The sequence below is a fragment of the Bdellovibrio sp. HCB209 genome, assembly GCF_047306065.1.
In the GTDB taxonomy this organism is placed as follows: Bacteria; Bdellovibrionota; Bdellovibrionia; order Bdellovibrionales; family Bdellovibrionaceae; genus Bdellovibrio.
Window position 1 is genome coordinate 3,787,564 of sequence record NZ_CP178618.1, and the last position, 14,981, is coordinate 3,802,544.

Below are 14,981 nucleotides of genomic sequence, written 5' to 3' on the forward strand. Positions count from 1 at the left end.
GGCATTTAAGTCATAATACAACATATGAAAAGCAGACTGAATTTCAAACACATGCTCGTGGTAATCATCTTGCCTTTTGTCTCATTATCGACCGTTGCTGGAACTCCCTCCCAGACCTCGGGACAGGATAAGATCGAAGCCCTCAAGGCGGAAATCAAAAAGAGTCCCACAAACACCAAGCTTGTCGTGCAATTAGCCCAAGAATTTTATAATCAAAAAGACTACGAAAAAACGACTCTTTTGCTGTGGAGGCAGATCGATAAAATCGATCGCCCTGCTATCATCTTGCTCGCGAAAGCCCATGAGGCTCGCAGTGAAACTGGCGACATGATTCGCGCGCTTAATAATTTAACAAGCAAAAATGACAAGGACTTTGAAGCCTACTCACTCCTAGGCAATGCCTATATGTTGCAGAAAAAGCCTAAGGAAGCTTTGGAAAACTACAAGCTAGCGATCGAAGCCAATCCCAAATACGAACCACCTTACAATGCTTTGATGAAGATGTATGAAACGCGCCAACCACCCAACTACTATGAGATGCGCATTTTGGCTCAGGACATGATCGACAACATGGGAAAAAAGGCGGAGTACCTAGAAAAACTTTGTGAGATCAACACCAATGACAACACCTTCGATGCTGGCCTTACAAGCTGCCGCGAAGCTATTCAAAAAGATGCTAAAAGAGCCAACTCCCACGTGAACTTGGGTCTTAGCATGAAGGGCATGGGCGACGACGATAAGGCAAAAGCTGTTCTAAAAAGAGCTGCCGACGAGTTCCCTCGCTCTGAATTTGCACAGTACACTTATGGACGCCTCCTAGAAGACGATAAGAGCTCCATAGAGGCATCGAAATACTACAAGACTGGCACAGAGGCCGACCCCAAGTCTGCGCGCGCCTGGCTGGGATTAGCGACGACCTCGTTTGAAATCAAAAAGTATGAAATCTCCCTGATCGCTTATAAAAATGCCTGCAAGTACGATAAGAAAAATGCAGCAGCCTTTAGAAAGGCCACCACGATTTTAAGAAATTCCCGTGTCACCGATTGGGTTGGGAAATTTGAAAGCGCTTCTGAAAACTGCACCTTCTAAAGAAAAAGGCTCCGTGAGGAGCCTTTTTTAATAACTAGTTTTCTGTAACGATCTCACCGATAAGATCGTATTCCATTGAGTCAGTGACATGAACTTTAACCATGTCACCCACTTTAGCTTCACCGTCGTTGATCAAAACAACACCGTCGATATCTGGAGCTTGGCCCCAGAAACGACCTTGAAGCAACAAATCAGTTTCTTCAGAGAAGCCCTCAACGATTACGTCGATAGTTTTACCTACGAAATCCATATGCTTGCTACGAGAGATGTTTTGTTGAACTTCCATCAAAGCGTCATGACGGTAGTCTTTTGTTTCGTCATCAACTTGGTTGTCCATACGACCACCTGGAGTGTTTTCTTCAGGAGAGTATTTGAAGCAACCTACACGGTCGAATTGTTGTTCAGCTACGAAGTTCAACAACTCTTCAAATTGTTCGTCTGTTTCGCCTGGGAAACCCACGATGAACTGAGTACGGATCACTGCCTCTGGCAAATGTTCGCGAATGTTCATCAATGCCGTTTCGATTTCATCACGAGTCATTTTACGATTCATGCTTTTCAAAACTGCATCGTTCACGTGTTGAAGTGGCATGTCGAAGTAACGTACGATTTTTTTGCTGTTCTTGATAACTTGAACCATCTCTTGCGTGATGCCATCTGGATACAAGTACATCAAACGGATCCATTGAAGACCTTCAACTTGATCCAAAGCTTTCAAAAGCTCTACTGGGCTTTCTTTGCGAGTTGGATCTTTACGGCGGATATCGAAACCGTAGTCAGTGAAGTCATGGCTGATGATGATGAGTTCTTTAACTCCACCAGCTACAAGCAATTTTGCTTCAGCAACAACAGCGTCGATAGAACGTGATTGCAAGTTACCACGGATCAATGGGATCGCGCAGAACGCACAACGCTTCATGCAACCTTCTGAGATTTTCAAGTACGCACGGTGACCCGGTTGAGAGTTCACACGCGGAGTAGCTTCTTCTTGAAGGTACGTTGGAAGATTAAAGAACGTCTTTTGCTTTTCGCCAGCTTCAGAGTTCTTAAGGATCTTAGAAATATTTTGGAATTCACCAGAGCCAACGAACAAGTCCGCTTCTGGCAAGCCTTCAACAAGGTCGTTTTTATAACGTTGAGTCAGGCAACCAGCCACAACGACTTTTTTAACTTTACCTTGTTGCTTAAGATCGGACATATCCAAAATACGTTGGATAGATTCTTTCTTAGAGTCTTCGATGAAACCACAAGTGTTAACGATAACTGTGTCAGCATCGTCTGCTTCACCCACAACTTCGAAGCCGTCTTTCATCAAAGTACCAGCCATGATTTCGGAATCGACTAGATTCTTAGGGCAACCCAAGCTGATAAAGTGTACTTTTTTGTTTTGAATCGTTTCTTGCTTCATAGGTTCGTTACCTGTGCACCTTTGGGTGGTTCGTACTTAAATATATTTTTCTTAACGCTGTCTTTGAATTTGATATCCGAAAAACTCATTGAGATTTGGTTATCAATTTCGTCTGAGTAAGTGATTTCTTTTATCTCAGACATTTTCGTATCCACGATCATTTTCAGATCTTTAACTGGCAGCTCGTCTCTTGGGGAAATTGAAAGCGTTGATTTATCACCTTCTTTGTTTTCACCCGTTACTTTGAAAGTCTTTTGGATGTCTCCGCCAATCAAAGTCGCCGCTAACATTTGCTGACGGCCTTTTTTATCTGGCTTACCGCGAGAGATCTGCGGTGCGCCCCCGAACTCCTTCGGTGGATATTGCACAATCCACAAAGTAGTCCCATCAAATACCAAAAGTTCTTCATCAGGAGTTTTAGTTTCTAAGCGAAACTTTCCGTTCGCCATAGTCAAAGTGCCCGTATACTTTGTTGTCTTTCCACTGATGAACTTCACAGTTTTTTCGAAAGACATTTCCACAAGCTTAGCTGCGCGATATTTTTGCGAAGCTTTCTTCAAAGTGGCGTTGGTTTTATCGGCTGCAGATACACTGATTGAAAGTCCAAGAGATAAAATTAAGACACTGATTTGTTTAAACATTCGGGCGTTATAACAGATTGGGTTTGTCTCCGCAAGAGAGCGTCCTATGAGCCAGCGACCAAGTTTCAAAATGAGGGGGACTACCAAGAGCTTCGAATGCGGCAAGCGCTGTGGAGCCCGTGGTAACGATATCATCGGCAAAGACCCAAAGGGCCTCTGTCCAAAGTTCAGACACCAATGAAGAATTTTCATCGAGGGTCAACTGCACCTCTACCCTCTGCTCCCGAGAGGCTCCCCTTTGATGTCTTGAGGTCGCCTTATGCAAACAAGGATGAACTTCTGCGCCCAGGTGTTTGGCCAAGGCCTCGGCCCACTGAAATGCATGATCCCTCCCTGAGGCAGATCCCGATGGAGCAGGAATTATAATAATCCGGCGCTGAGGAAGTCCGATGAGGGCTCTGCGCGCTATGAATTTCGCAGCCCAATACTCCCAATCCTTTTGCGGCTGGGTGCCCTTGAGACCTACCAGCTGAGCAGATAGCAGGTTGCTAGTTCCGGGGTTCCACCTAAATACGGCGTAAGCCTCAAAGATGGCCAAAGTTTTCCGCACCAAGGAGTCAGGAACATAGGTACTTAGTTTGGCTCGGCATCTGTAGCAAAGAAGACCCTCGGTTTTATGAAAAGATCCGCAATGCAGACAGGTTGAATTGTATCGAGCAATCCATTGGAGCCATTTATTCATGCGTCTTTGCTAGAGCAATTACGGCGCCATGGCTTAGTTCTTCTTTGACAAGATACAAACCCCGTCCTAATTATCGAATGTGAGGGGTATATGAGAATTATCGCAGTTTTCATTACAGCATTATTGTTAGTTTCTTTAGAGGTCCAAGCCGGCCTTTCCGCGCACCGTTTGCCGCGCGAGAACTTTCAAACCGCAAAGGCTCGCAGTCGCCATTTGACTCTGTTCAATCAGAATCAAGATGTTGACCTTCGACCGGGACAAACTCCCGAAAATATGGCCCGCCCCCTGAATCAAATTAAAATCGCCGATATTCCAGAGGTCCAAAGCTACGATCAGCTTACCAATGAGTTTAAGTACATCCGCGATACGTCCTTTTTGAGCACTGATTACTTTGCCCGTCGCCTAACTTGGTTATATCCAGACGACGGTTGTTTTGCTCGAGCAGAGCTTGCTGCCGAACACCTTATGAACGAAAAAAAGATCACTCCCAAAAAGGTCTTTGCTTTCGGAAATCTTCACGCAGCAACTGACAACTCCCCTGCCGGATATGTGGAGTGGTGGTATCATGTGGCCATCACTTTCCGCGTGGGCAATACGGCTTATGTTTTGGATCCAGCTTTGGATGCAAAAGAGCCAATGACCTTGGATGAGTGGGCAGATGCCATCGGAGAAAATCAAACTCGCGTGACATTCTCAATCTGTTCTAAAGATGCTTTTGATCCCGACAGCATTTGTATCAAGCCGCCAAAAATTGACGAGCAAATGGCAGAGGACGAACAGCGCAACTATCTTCCAGAAGAATGGAACAGACTGCTCGAGTTGGGCAGAGATCCTGAACGCGAACTTGGAAATCAGCCACCTTGGCTATAACTAAAAAGAAGGCTCCCTCACGGAGCCTTTTTTATTTAAATATTGTGATACGGTATTTTCTTAATAATCGTAAAGGCCCGGTAGATCTGCTCTAAGCTCATAGCCTGAGCCATCAAGTGATTCATCACCATCGGTGAAAGGGCCACCTTTAGATCGGCTCTTTTGCGAACGTCTTCATTAACTCCAAAAGCACCACCAATAATAAAAATGGCGCGTTTCTTAGAGCTGCCTAAGATGTTTTCTACTTTTTTTGAAAATTGAATCGAATCCAATACGGAGCCACGTTCGTCAAAAAGAACTACGTAGTCGTCTGAATTGATGTTTTTAAGAATAAGTTCGGACTCTTCGTTGCGCTTAAAGTCTGCGTCTTCACGAGCAGACTTTTTGGCTTTCAGACTTTGAATGTCGAATGGGACAAAGAAGGAGATCTTCTTTTTGTACAACCCGCTCACCTCGTCGGACCAAGCCTCTTTGGCGGTCGCGAGGTTGTACAATACGAATTTCATTATTGGTTTTTCCCAACGTGCGGATCTTTAAGCGGCAACACAGTGCCTTGTCTCCACAAATTCTCAAGACCGTACTCAAGACGTACGAAATCATAGAACACGTGAATGATCAAAGTACCGTAATCCACCAGAACCCAACGACCTTCATCAACACCCTCAACAGAAAGTGGATGAACGTTAAATTCTTCCTTAACAGCGATCACGATGTTTTCAGCCATTGCCGTCGCATGACGAGTCGATGTACCCGAAGCGATCAATGCAAACTCACTTGGAGCTGTGATTTTTCTTAGATCATAACCAAGAACATTGATCCCTTTATTAGCAAACAAAACGTTCGCGCAGAATTCAGTGAACTTCGTATAGTCACCGATGCGATCGCCGATTTTTCTATAAAGTTTATTCTCTTTGATGAATGTCTCAACCGCTAGGGGCAAGTACTGCTCTACTGGTTTACCCGTACGAAGCCATTTACGAACTTCGCTGGAAGAGATTTCGATATCACGCAAAGTGATGAACTGGATGTTACGACCCGTAGTTAACTCGATAAAGTTAAAGTCAAAGTCAGCTACTAGTGGTTTCAAGTAACCTGGCATTTCATCCAAAGATTCTGGCATGTCATAACCCGGACGAGTTGTAACTACTAGATTCGTTTCAGCCAAAATTTTTGAATAGTCTTTCCATTGAGCAAGTTCTTCGAATTTGTCAGCGCCAACGATCAAGTACAAATCAGAAGCATCGTAGGTTTTACGAAGATTCATGATTGTATCGATTGTGTAGCTCATGCCACCACGTTTTAGCTCTTGATCATCAACGAAATACGTTTCGCCATATTGAGCGAAAGCCAGTTTCGTCAATTCCAAGCGCTGTTCAGAAGTTGGACCTTCTACTGGAGTCTTAAGAGGATTTTGTGCTGCAGGGACAACATGGATTTTACCCAAACCCATTTTTTTCGCCACTGTTTGAATGGCGTTGATGTGACCCATGTGAGGAGGATTGAAGCTTCCGCCAAAAATACCGATTTTCATTATTCTACTTCCTTCAAAACCTGACGGCCTAATTCAGTGACTAGCTCAGTGATATTTTTGCCTGTTACAGCAGAGATCGCTAGTGGCTCTGAACCCGTTGTCTTTTTGAATTTAAGTTTAAGTTTTTCAAGTTGATCGATGCTGAGAGTGTCAATTTTGTTGAGCACTACAAATTGAGGACGTGTGGATAGAGGGAAGAATCCTTCTTTGTCCTGATTGCTCTCATCATACATTTTTAGTTCATAATTTAGATCTTCAAAGTCTTGAAGAGGATCGCGACCAGATAAACCAGAAGCATCCACCAAGTGAATGAACACGCGAGTACGCTCAACGTGTTTCAAGAATTGAATACCAAGACCCACACCTTCGTGTGCGCCTTTAACCAGACCTGGAATATCAGCAACAACAAAAGAACTGTAGTCACCCGCTTTAACAACACCCAAGTTTGGCGTCAGTGTCGTAAACGGATAATCAGCGATCTTAGGACGAGCCGCAGATACACGAGAAATCAAAGTCGACTTACCCGCATTTGGGAAACCGATGATACCAACGTCAGCAATCAGTTTAAGCTCAAGCTTAACTTCAAGCTCTTGGTTTTCTTCGCCAGGTTGAGCATGTGTCGGAGCTTGATTGATAGAGGTTTTGAAAAACTCATTACCTTTACCACCACGGCCACCGAACAAAAGCGTGTATTCCTCGATACCAGTCATATCGACAACGATTTCGCCTTCAAGATTTCTGATCACAGTACCTTCCGGCACGATCATCACAAGATCTTGACCATTAGCTCCATGCTTTTGACGGCCGAAGCCCATCTCGCCATTTTGAGCAGCATATCTTTTGTTCTGTCTGATTTCGAAAAGAGAATTGATGTGTTTCGAAGTTTTGATGATTACATCGCCACCCTTGCCACCGTCACCGCCATCTGGTCCACCACGAGGAGCACCCGATTCTCTACGGAAACTAACGCAACCCGGACCGCCACGGCCAGACGCTAATGTAATACTAACTTCATCAATGAATTTCATAAGAGCACCAATATTTTGAGGAGAGATATACAACAAAAAAGGAGCCAGAGATGGCTCCTTTTTATGTATTGTAAAATCTCTTGGTGCTTATCGAAGCTGGAGACTAGTAGAAACTAGACAGCTTTAGGATAAACACTAACTTTGAAGCGATCTTTTGCAAAACGCTCAAATTTAACAAGACCTTCGATTACAGAATAGATCGTGTGGTCACGACCGATTTTTACGTTGTTACCAACATGGAATTTTGTACCACGTTGACGAACGATAATTGTTCCAGAAAGAACTTTCTCGCCACCGAAACGTTTAACGCCTAAGCGTTTACTCTGTGAATCACGACCATTCTTTGTACTACCACCGGCCTTCTTACTTGCCATGACTAACCTCGCTTAAAAATCTATGATTACGCTTTTTTAGAAGTTTTTTTAGCTACTTTTTTCTTAGCGGTTGCTTTTTTAGCAGTCTTTTTAACTGTTTTTTTAGCAACTTTCTTTTTCGCTACAGCTTTTTTAGCAGCTTTTTTTACAACTTCTTCGCCTTTGTTCTTGTTAGCAGCACGGTCTTTGCGAGCAGCAACGCGAGCTGTAGCAGCTTCCATGCGTTTCGCATCAACGTCTACCACATTTGGCGTAGCATCTGTTTTTGTTGTTTTACCATCAAGAGAAATTGCTTTCACGAAAAGTTCTGTGAACTCTTGTTTGTGAGTTGCAAATTTTCTGTAACCTTGACGACGTTTCTTTTTGAAAACGATTTCTTTTTTAGTTCTAGCTTGCTTAGTAACTACAACAGTTACTTTTGCACCTTTAACTAGAGGTTGACCAACATGAGTGGACTCACCACCAACCATCAAGATTTCGTTGATATCAAACTCTGCACCTAGTTTTTGTTCTAGTTTATCAACTTGAACAACATCACCAGCTTGAACTTTATATTGCTTACCACCAGTACGAATAATCGCGTACATTAGAACCTCCAGCTACCCGAATTAAGCCAGTCGTAAATGCCACTTCGCACTAGGCTTTGTCAACCTATTACATGCTAATTTTTTCAGCTTTTCAGGAAGAAGAAGAGATTATCGGTGCAGCCGACTCTTGGCAATAAAAAAGACAGCTTTTTTCAGAATCCAGCCGTTCATGAAATGATTATAAATTTCAGTCTCTTAGGGCTGTTTATGGCCTCAAAAGTTCTGCTTTTAGCGCATCGCTTAATTGGAGTTGAGGATTGCTCACCACGGCTTCGATTAATTTGCGGTGTGTTTGGTAATTTGCCTGCGCAGCTGTACTTCCGGCGTTTTGCGATGAAATTGTTCTGAGTTGCTGCTTTTCCCGGTTTAAAGCATCGTAGATTGCTTCTGCCCGAGAATTTCCCGTCTCTTTACTATAACTCTTAATAAAGTATTCAGCGGCCTTGTCATATCTTTCAGCGTTGGCGTTGATCTTAGATCCCATCCAGTAGTCACGGTCTGACTTTGTATATTTTGCATCCTTTGCGACAACCTCAAAGGAATCCGCAGCAGAACGGAAGCTTTGTTTTGCTTCAGCTGTTTTGCCTGAGCCCAACAGCTTCTCTGCCTGGAGGCGCATTGTATTTGTATATGTGCGCGCATATGTCGAGCTAGATAGTGAGCCCGCAAGGCCTTGGCGCAACAGAGTCTCTCGCTCTGCCTCGCTGAATCCTGCTGTCTTTAATATGTCTGCTTTATTTTTAAGATCCGTGGCCGAGTACGTTCCGTAACCTCTCCCTGTGCCTGCGGCAACTTCGTGCGCATCGACGAGGGCTTTTTTCTCTGCCGCAGTAAGCGCTCGCCCGAGGGATTGTTCTGCAGTGGCAATACGCTCAACATTAGATAGCTTTGCTGCTTTTTCTAAATCGGCTGCCGTCGCTACCATTCTGGTTGTTGAAGTTGCCTTCCGAGCGTCGATAGAGACACCCGCTAGCTTCGCGATGTTTTTCATTCGAGCGGCCTTCATTGCTAATCCCGTGGGACCAGCGGCAACAATGCTGACTTCGGCGAGGGCTTCGCACACCATAGCAGCCGCTTGTTGAGAGTTGTAACACTCAAGACGAATGCCCGCTTCTTTGATCTTGGCCTTCGCGGCGTCTAGCAAACTCATTTGCGTGCCTGGCAAGCGTCGCTGTCCCCACTCCACCAGTTCTTTTTCATCGGCGGTGAGGTTTGATTTTTGTAAAAGCATTTTTCGATTTAAAGTCAGACTTAGTTCGTCGGCCTTTTGGCCTTGTTGCAGTTTGATCGTTGCTTTGACTTTAGCGCAGGTTGTTTTGGCAAGAACGGAGTCCGCGGGCTCGGCGATCTTTAAAAGCTTCGGAACATTTTGATTATACTGTTCGATCAGTTGGGCTTTTCCATTTGGATCGGCATCACAGGCTTTGTTTGCGGCATTTTCTAATTCAATGTCATCGACAAATTTGCCAACGCTTTTCGCGCTGTCAGCGATCGCCGTGCCCACACCGACGAAAGTGTCCTTTACAAAATTCCATCCGCCAATAGAACACCCGGAGCTATAACTCCAAGCGCTGTACTCTTGACTTAGTAAGTCTTTGCCGGAACAGTTCGGGGCTTTATCCGCAGGGTTTTCCCCATTGGCCTTCATCTGAGCATACAGGTCCGTACACTCTTTGGATTTAACAGTTTGTTCGCAGGAATTTTTTGCTAGGGCATTTAAATTATCAAACGCTGTACCGCTGCTGCACACCTCGCCCCAAGAAAGGAGCGAATAAAGAATTGTCATGATGAACAGCGCGAACATTTTCATAGTACTCTCGTCGGATAATTAGAGAGTAAAATGAACGGCTTACATAGAAAAACACCGACCTTTTCGGGGTCGGTGCGTTTCAAAATTAGACAAAGAAAATCTCGTATTGTTCTAAGTGGTAGTTTGGCTCGATTTTGAAGGCCACCGAGCGTCCGAGTTTTTTCTCGATACCCTCTAAGCTTTCGCCTTCTACTTCGTAAATCCAATCAACAACTTCGCTGTGACAATGGATCACCACATTCGTTTTTTTATTGATCAACATGTCAGCGTCACGCTCAAGCTCACGGAAAATTTCATTCGCAACTGTAGATTTACGTTTAATATATCCCTTACCGTCACAGTAAGAGCACGGCTCACACAATGTTTTAATCAAACTTGGACGGATGCGTTTACGAGTCATCTCGACCAAACCCAATTGGGACATCGAAACGATGTTGGTGCGAGCGCGGTCTTTAACCAATTCCTCAGCCAAGGTTTCCATGACCTTTTCGCGGTGAGATTCTTTTTCCATATCGATGAAGTCGATGATGATAATGCCACCACAGTTACGAATACGTAGCTGATGGGCTGTCTCGCGAACTGCTTCCAAATTGGTTTTCAGGATCGTGTCTTCAAGGTCTTTTTTGCCGACAAATTTACCGGTATTTACGTCGATCACAACCAAAGCTTCCGCTTCGTCGATCACGATGTATCCGCCTGATTTCAACCAAATCTTTCTTTCCATTGAGCGAGAGATTTCGATATCAATTTCGTAAAGGTCAAAAAGAGGCTTTTTCTCTTCATAAAGTACGATGTTCTGTTTGTACTTCGGCATGAATTGCGACACGAACTTCACAACTTTTTTCTGAACTTCGACGTCGTCAACCCAAACGCTTGTGACATCTTCGCTCATCAAATCGCGAAGAGCGCGAAGCTCGACATCCAATTCTGTGTGAAGTGCGCCCGGAGTTTTCTTTTTTTCGTAGTGTTTGAAAATTTCCTTACTCATACGATCAAGATACTCAATGTCGGCTTTTAACATTTCCTCCGAAGCACCATCGCCCGCTGTACGAACGATTACTCCCCCGGAAGGATTGATTTTTTGTACTAGCTGGCGAAGTCTTTCGCGCTCTGCCTCGTCTTCAATACGACGTGAAATGCCCAAGTGACGAACTGTTGGCAAGAAGACAACGAAACGACCTGGCAAAGATAAATGCGTCGTCAAACGCGCGCCCTTAGTTCCGAGTGGATCTTTCGCTACTTGCACCAAAATACTTTGGCCTTCTTTTAGAAGATCTTGAATCGGTGTTTTTACTTGGTGCGTGTGCGGTTTGTCTTCATCACCCTCATCAAGTGGCTCTTCACGGTCAACACTAGAAAGGAAATTATCGTCCACGTCCTCGCGGATATCGCCAACGTATAAGAACGCTGCTTTCTCTAGACCAATGTCTACGAACGCGGCCTGCATACCGGGCAAAACGCGAATCACTGTTCCGCGGTGAATCGACCCGACCAATGTCGGTGAAGTTTTTCGTTCAATTTTCAAATCGGATAAAACTCCGCCTTCAACATAAGCAACACGTGTTTCTTGAGGTCTGACATTGATGAGAATTTCTGCGGACACGGTGCCTCCTGAAGCGGAACGTGGGATAATCTCTCTTCAATAGTCCAGAAACAATCGCGAGAGCAATTAATATTTAAACATTAGAGCATAAACTACCGAAAAGATCACTGAATTAGACCATTTAGGGAGAATAGAATGGCAACGATTGATGAACTGTTTAAACTCATGGTTGAGCAAGGCGCTTCCGACTTGCACGTTACAAGCGGTGCCGCACCCTATCTGCGCCTGCACGGTAACATGGTTCCACTGAACTACCGCGAACTTTCTAATCAAGACGTTCAAGGTCTTATCTTTGAAATTCTATCTGAAAAGCAAAAGAAAGCCTTTGTAGAAAAATGGGAGCTGGATTTTGCCTACACTCTTCCAGGAATTGGACGCTTCCGTTGCAACGTATTCATGCAGCGTAAAGGCCTTGGCGCAGTTATGCGTATCATCCCTGAGAAAATCAAAACTGCACAAGAACTTGGCGTTCCGCCTGCAGTTCTAGACATGATCGATTGCGATCGCGGTTTGATCCTTGTGACAGGTCCAACGGGTTCTGGTAAATCCACAACTCTTGCAGCCATGATCCATCAAATCAATCTGACTCGTGAAGCTCATATCATCACGGTTGAAGATCCTATCGAGTTCGTGCATCCAAATATTAAATCTTTGGTGAATCAACGTGAGGTTGGTTCCCATACAAAAACTTTCGCCAACGCACTTAAAGCCGCACTCCGTGAAGACCCGGATATCTTGCTGGTGGGTGAGTTGCGTGACTTGGAAACCATCGGTCTTGCATTGACTGCTGCTGAAACAGGTCACATCGTTTTTGGTACTCTACATACCAACAGTGCGGCAAAAACTATTGACCGTATCATCGACGTTTTCCCTGCGGGTCAACAAGCACAGATCAGAACGATGCTTGCTGAATCTTTGCGTGGCGTTGTGGCGCAGACACTGTTCTCTCGTGCAGATGGTCAAGGGCGTGTTGCTGCTTACGAAATTATGCGTAATACAAAAGCCATTTCGAATTTGATTCGTGAAGGTAAGATCCATCAAGTTGCTTCGGCAATGCAAACTGGATCAAGCCAGGGTATGATTCTGTTTGAAAAATACATCGAAGACTTGGTTCGTAAAGGAAAAGTCTCTGCGGCAGATGCTAAGACTTTCTTGGGTCAATCTAGCGGTGGCGACACGAATGTCCAAACAGCTGTTGGCGGACCGAAAACAAAAGTCGGCTAAAATCATAACTAAATATCGTATACCGGTGGAGCCTTTGGTTAAAAACCAAGGGCTCTTCTCTTTTAAAAAAACCTGCATTGCCCTTGCGTTCTTTCTAAGGTATTTTTTTACTTTGATTGAATCGAGGTCCGCTTATGCAAATTAATAAGTATATTGATCACACCCTTTTGAAACCAGAAGCGCAATCTGCGCAAATCGAAAAACTCTGCAAAGAAGCCATTGAGCATAAATTCTTCAGCGTTTGCGTAAACACTTCTTACGTCAAACAATGCGCAGAATTACTTAAGGGTTCTGATGTTAAGGTTTGTTGTGTTGTTGGGTTTCCTTTGGGCGCTATGGATACTGCAAGCAAAGCTTTTGAAACTCGCACAGCGATTACAAACGGCGCTCAAGAAATCGATATGGTTATTCAAATCGGCGCACTTAAAGACCGCCGGTTAGATTATGTACGTGATGATATCAAAGCCGTCGTTCAAGCTGCATCTGGTGTTAAAGTAAAAGTTATTATTGAAACTTCTTTGATTAACGACGAAGAAAAAGTGTTGGCTTGTAAAGCTGCACTTGAAGCTGGAGCTCATTTCGTTAAAACCAGCACAGGATTCGCTGGTGGCGGCGCTACGGTTGAAGATGTGAAACTTATGAAGTCTGTTGTGGGCGACAAAATGGAAGTGAAGGCTTCTGGTGGCGTGAAAAATTCAGAGCAAGCTTTAGCAATGATTCAAGCCGGCGCTACTCGCTTGGGAACTAGCTCTGGTGTTGCCTTGGCTCAAGGTCAACAATCTCAAGGAGGTTACTAATGTCATTCCTTCCCGCAGAAATTATTAAAAAGAAACGCAATGGTGGCACTCTAACTTCTGACGAGATCGAAGAGTTCATTTTGGGTTATGCACGCGGATCAATTCCTGACTATCAAATGTCAGCTTTGTTGATGGCGATCTTTTTCAAAGGCATGACGAAAGATGAAACATTAGGATTAACAAAAGCCATGCTTCACTCTGGTGAAGTTGTGGATTTTTCATCTGTAAAAGGATTTAAAGTCGACAAACACTCCACCGGTGGTGTTGGCGATAAGACAAGTTTGATTTTGGGCCCGATTGTTGCGGCTGCAGGTGCGCCTGTTCCGATGATTTCCGGGCGTGGACTTGGCCATACCGGCGGAACTTTGGATAAGCTTGAAGCAATCCCTGGTTTTAATACTCAGAAGTCTTTGCCTGAATTTATCGAGCTTGTTCGTACAAATAATATTTGTTTTATCGGACAAACCAAAGAGATCTGCCCTGCTGATAAAAAAATCTATGCACTTCGTGACGTGACTGCCACAGTTGAAAGCTTGCCTTTGATTTGTGCCTCCATCATGTCTAAGAAACTTGCTGAAGGCATTGATGGCTTGGTGCTTGATGTGAAGTATGGATCTGGCGCATTTATGAAAACGCCGGCTCTCGCAGAAGAGCTTGCTGTAAATCTAATGAATATCGCTAAGGGCTACGGCAAAAAAGTGACCGCGCTTTTGACAAACATGGACCAACCATTGGGTCGATTTGCAGGAAACTCTCTGGAAGTTGATGAGTGTGTTGCGATCATGAAGAATGAAAAATTCATCGGACCTCATGGATATGATCTTTACGAAGATACTCGTGAGTTGAGCTTGCGCTTATCCGCACACATGTTGCTTTTGGCGGGCATCGGAAAAACAGAAGAAGAGTCTTACAAAATCGCACTTGAGACGCTTACTTCCGGCAAAGCGATGGCGAAATTTGAAGAACTTTGCAAAATCCACGGTGGCGACCTCCGCAACGTTCCAAAACCTAAACATAGTCTGACAATTTCTGCTGATAAAGCAGGATATGTTCAAGGTTTCCATACGGAATCCATTGGTGTGGCAGGTATTCTGATTAAGGCTGGGCGCGCACAAACTACAGACGTTATTGCTCCTACAGCGGGGATAGAATTCCACGCTAAAGTGGGTGATGAAGTAAAAGTTGGCGACACGCTCTTTACTCTGCATGGAGACGATAAAGATTTGCTTACTTCGGCTGTTCCAATGCTGAAATCTGCAATTACTATTTCCTTGCAAAAGGTTGCAAAGCCTAGTTTGATACTCAAAGTTTTGAGCTAATACTCGAGGACAACAGGA

At 44.4% G+C, this 14,981-nt stretch carries 14 protein-coding genes; 5 read left to right on the top strand and 9 right to left on the bottom strand.

All coding sequences use genetic code 11. The features are described 5' to 3' along the window. Positions 1-24 precede the first annotated feature (24 nt). Positions 25-1,089, top strand: coding sequence for a tetratricopeptide repeat protein (locus ACLVWP_RS18480; RefSeq protein ID WP_413559135.1), 1,065 nt, complete (start codon positions 25-27; stop codon positions 1,087-1,089). 34 nt (positions 1,090-1,123) lie between these two features. Here the strand turns inward: ACLVWP_RS18480 and rimO are convergent, their stop codons facing one another. Both rimO and ACLVWP_RS18490 read right to left on the bottom strand, forming a co-directional pair. Then, positions 1,124-2,497, bottom strand: a complete 1,374-nt coding sequence (gene rimO, locus ACLVWP_RS18485; protein WP_413559136.1) for a 30S ribosomal protein S12 methylthiotransferase RimO — start codon at positions 2,495-2,497, stop codon at positions 1,124-1,126. Continuing rightward, positions 2,494-3,138 (bottom strand): LolA family protein, encoded by a 645-nt coding sequence (locus ACLVWP_RS18490; protein WP_413559137.1) that lies wholly within the window; start codon positions 3,136-3,138, stop codon positions 2,494-2,496. The genes rimO and ACLVWP_RS18490 overlap by 4 nt, the downstream gene beginning before the upstream one ends. 772 nt (positions 3,139-3,910) lie before the next feature. Between ACLVWP_RS18490 and ACLVWP_RS18495 the strand changes: the two genes are divergently transcribed. Next, complete coding sequence (locus ACLVWP_RS18495) at positions 3,911-4,690, top strand: protein-glutamine glutaminase family protein (RefSeq protein WP_413559138.1); 780 nt, start codon at positions 3,911-3,913, stop codon at positions 4,688-4,690. A 35-nt stretch (positions 4,691-4,725) separates the two neighbouring features. Here ACLVWP_RS18495 and ACLVWP_RS18500 read toward each other — a convergent pair whose 3' ends face one another. From ACLVWP_RS18500 to ACLVWP_RS18530, 7 genes are all read right to left on the bottom strand, one after another. Next, a complete protein-coding gene (locus ACLVWP_RS18500; protein ID WP_413559139.1) occupies positions 4,726-5,196 on the bottom strand; it encodes a 23S rRNA (pseudouridine(1915)-N(3))-methyltransferase RlmH in 471 nt (156 codons plus the stop codon). After that, complete coding sequence (gene nadD / locus ACLVWP_RS18505; protein WP_413559140.1) at positions 5,196-6,221, bottom strand: nicotinate (nicotinamide) nucleotide adenylyltransferase; 1,026 nt, start codon at positions 6,219-6,221, stop codon at positions 5,196-5,198. The genes ACLVWP_RS18500 and nadD overlap by 1 nt, the downstream gene beginning before the upstream one ends. Next, the gene (obgE, locus tag ACLVWP_RS18510; RefSeq protein ID WP_413559141.1) at positions 6,221-7,249 is read right to left on the bottom strand and encodes a GTPase ObgE; all 1,029 of its coding nucleotides are present in this window, start codon (positions 7,247-7,249) and stop codon (positions 6,221-6,223) included. The genes nadD and obgE overlap by 1 nt, the downstream gene beginning before the upstream one ends. Before the next feature lie 113 nt (positions 7,250-7,362). Continuing rightward, entirely contained in the window at positions 7,363-7,623 is a 261-nt protein-coding gene (gene rpmA / locus ACLVWP_RS18515; protein ID WP_088615960.1) for a 50S ribosomal protein L27, read from the bottom strand. Positions 7,624-7,649: 26 nt separating this feature from the next. After that, entirely contained in the window at positions 7,650-8,210 is a 561-nt protein-coding gene (gene rplU, locus ACLVWP_RS18520) for a 50S ribosomal protein L21 (protein ID WP_413559142.1), read from the bottom strand. A 205-nt stretch (positions 8,211-8,415) separates the two neighbouring features. Further along, entirely contained in the window at positions 8,416-10,020 is a 1,605-nt protein-coding gene (locus tag ACLVWP_RS18525; protein ID WP_413559143.1) for a hypothetical protein, read from the bottom strand. Between the two features lie 85 nt (positions 10,021-10,105). After that, the gene (locus ACLVWP_RS18530; protein ID WP_413559144.1) at positions 10,106-11,623 is read right to left on the bottom strand and encodes an Rne/Rng family ribonuclease; all 1,518 of its coding nucleotides are present in this window, start codon (positions 11,621-11,623) and stop codon (positions 10,106-10,108) included. A 135-nt stretch (positions 11,624-11,758) separates the two neighbouring features. Here ACLVWP_RS18530 and ACLVWP_RS18535 point away from each other — a divergent pair, with 135 nt between their 5' ends. From ACLVWP_RS18535 to ACLVWP_RS18545, 3 genes are all read left to right on the top strand, one after another. Then, on the top strand, positions 11,759-12,847 hold the full coding sequence (locus ACLVWP_RS18535; protein WP_413559145.1) for a type IV pilus twitching motility protein PilT: 1,089 nt from the start codon (positions 11,759-11,761) through the stop codon (positions 12,845-12,847). 134 nt (positions 12,848-12,981) lie between these two features. Beyond that, on the top strand, positions 12,982-13,644 hold the full coding sequence (deoC, locus tag ACLVWP_RS18540; RefSeq protein WP_413559146.1) for a deoxyribose-phosphate aldolase: 663 nt from the start codon (positions 12,982-12,984) through the stop codon (positions 13,642-13,644). Beyond that, positions 13,644-14,963: a thymidine phosphorylase gene (locus tag ACLVWP_RS18545; protein WP_413559147.1), complete on the top strand. Its 1,320-nt coding sequence runs from the start codon at positions 13,644-13,646 to the stop codon at positions 14,961-14,963. Before deoC ends, ACLVWP_RS18545 begins: the two co-directional genes overlap by 1 nt. Positions 14,964-14,981: the final 18 nt, after the last annotated feature.

Coding starts and splice junctions, on each gene's coding strand:
- ACLVWP_RS18495 (WP_413559138.1), top strand. CDS start 3,911: ATGAGAATTATCGCAGTTTTCATTACAGCATTATTGTTAGTTTCTTTA.
- ACLVWP_RS18535 (WP_413559145.1), top strand. CDS start 11,759: ATGGCAACGATTGATGAACTGTTTAAACTCATGGTTGAGCAAGGCGCT.
- rplU (WP_413559142.1), bottom strand. CDS start 8,210: ATGTACGCGATTATTCGTACTGGTGGTAAGCAATATAAAGTTCAAGCT.
- ACLVWP_RS18500 (WP_413559139.1), bottom strand. CDS start 5,196: ATGAAATTCGTATTGTACAACCTCGCGACCGCCAAAGAGGCTTGGTCC.
- ACLVWP_RS18480 (WP_413559135.1), top strand. CDS start 25: ATGAAAAGCAGACTGAATTTCAAACACATGCTCGTGGTAATCATCTTG.
- rpmA (WP_088615960.1), bottom strand. CDS start 7,623: ATGGCAAGTAAGAAGGCCGGTGGTAGTACAAAGAATGGTCGTGATTCA.
- ACLVWP_RS18545 (WP_413559147.1), top strand. CDS start 13,644: ATGTCATTCCTTCCCGCAGAAATTATTAAAAAGAAACGCAATGGTGGC.
- ACLVWP_RS18490 (WP_413559137.1), bottom strand. CDS start 3,138: ATGTTTAAACAAATCAGTGTCTTAATTTTATCTCTTGGACTTTCAATC.
- rimO (WP_413559136.1), bottom strand. CDS start 2,497: ATGAAGCAAGAAACGATTCAAAACAAAAAAGTACACTTTATCAGCTTG.
- obgE (WP_413559141.1), bottom strand. CDS start 7,249: ATGAAATTCATTGATGAAGTTAGTATTACATTAGCGTCTGGCCGTGGC.
- ACLVWP_RS18525 (WP_413559143.1), bottom strand. CDS start 10,020: ATGAAAATGTTCGCGCTGTTCATCATGACAATTCTTTATTCGCTCCTT.
- deoC (WP_413559146.1), top strand. CDS start 12,982: ATGCAAATTAATAAGTATATTGATCACACCCTTTTGAAACCAGAAGCG.
- nadD (WP_413559140.1), bottom strand. CDS start 6,221: ATGAAAATCGGTATTTTTGGCGGAAGCTTCAATCCTCCTCACATGGGT.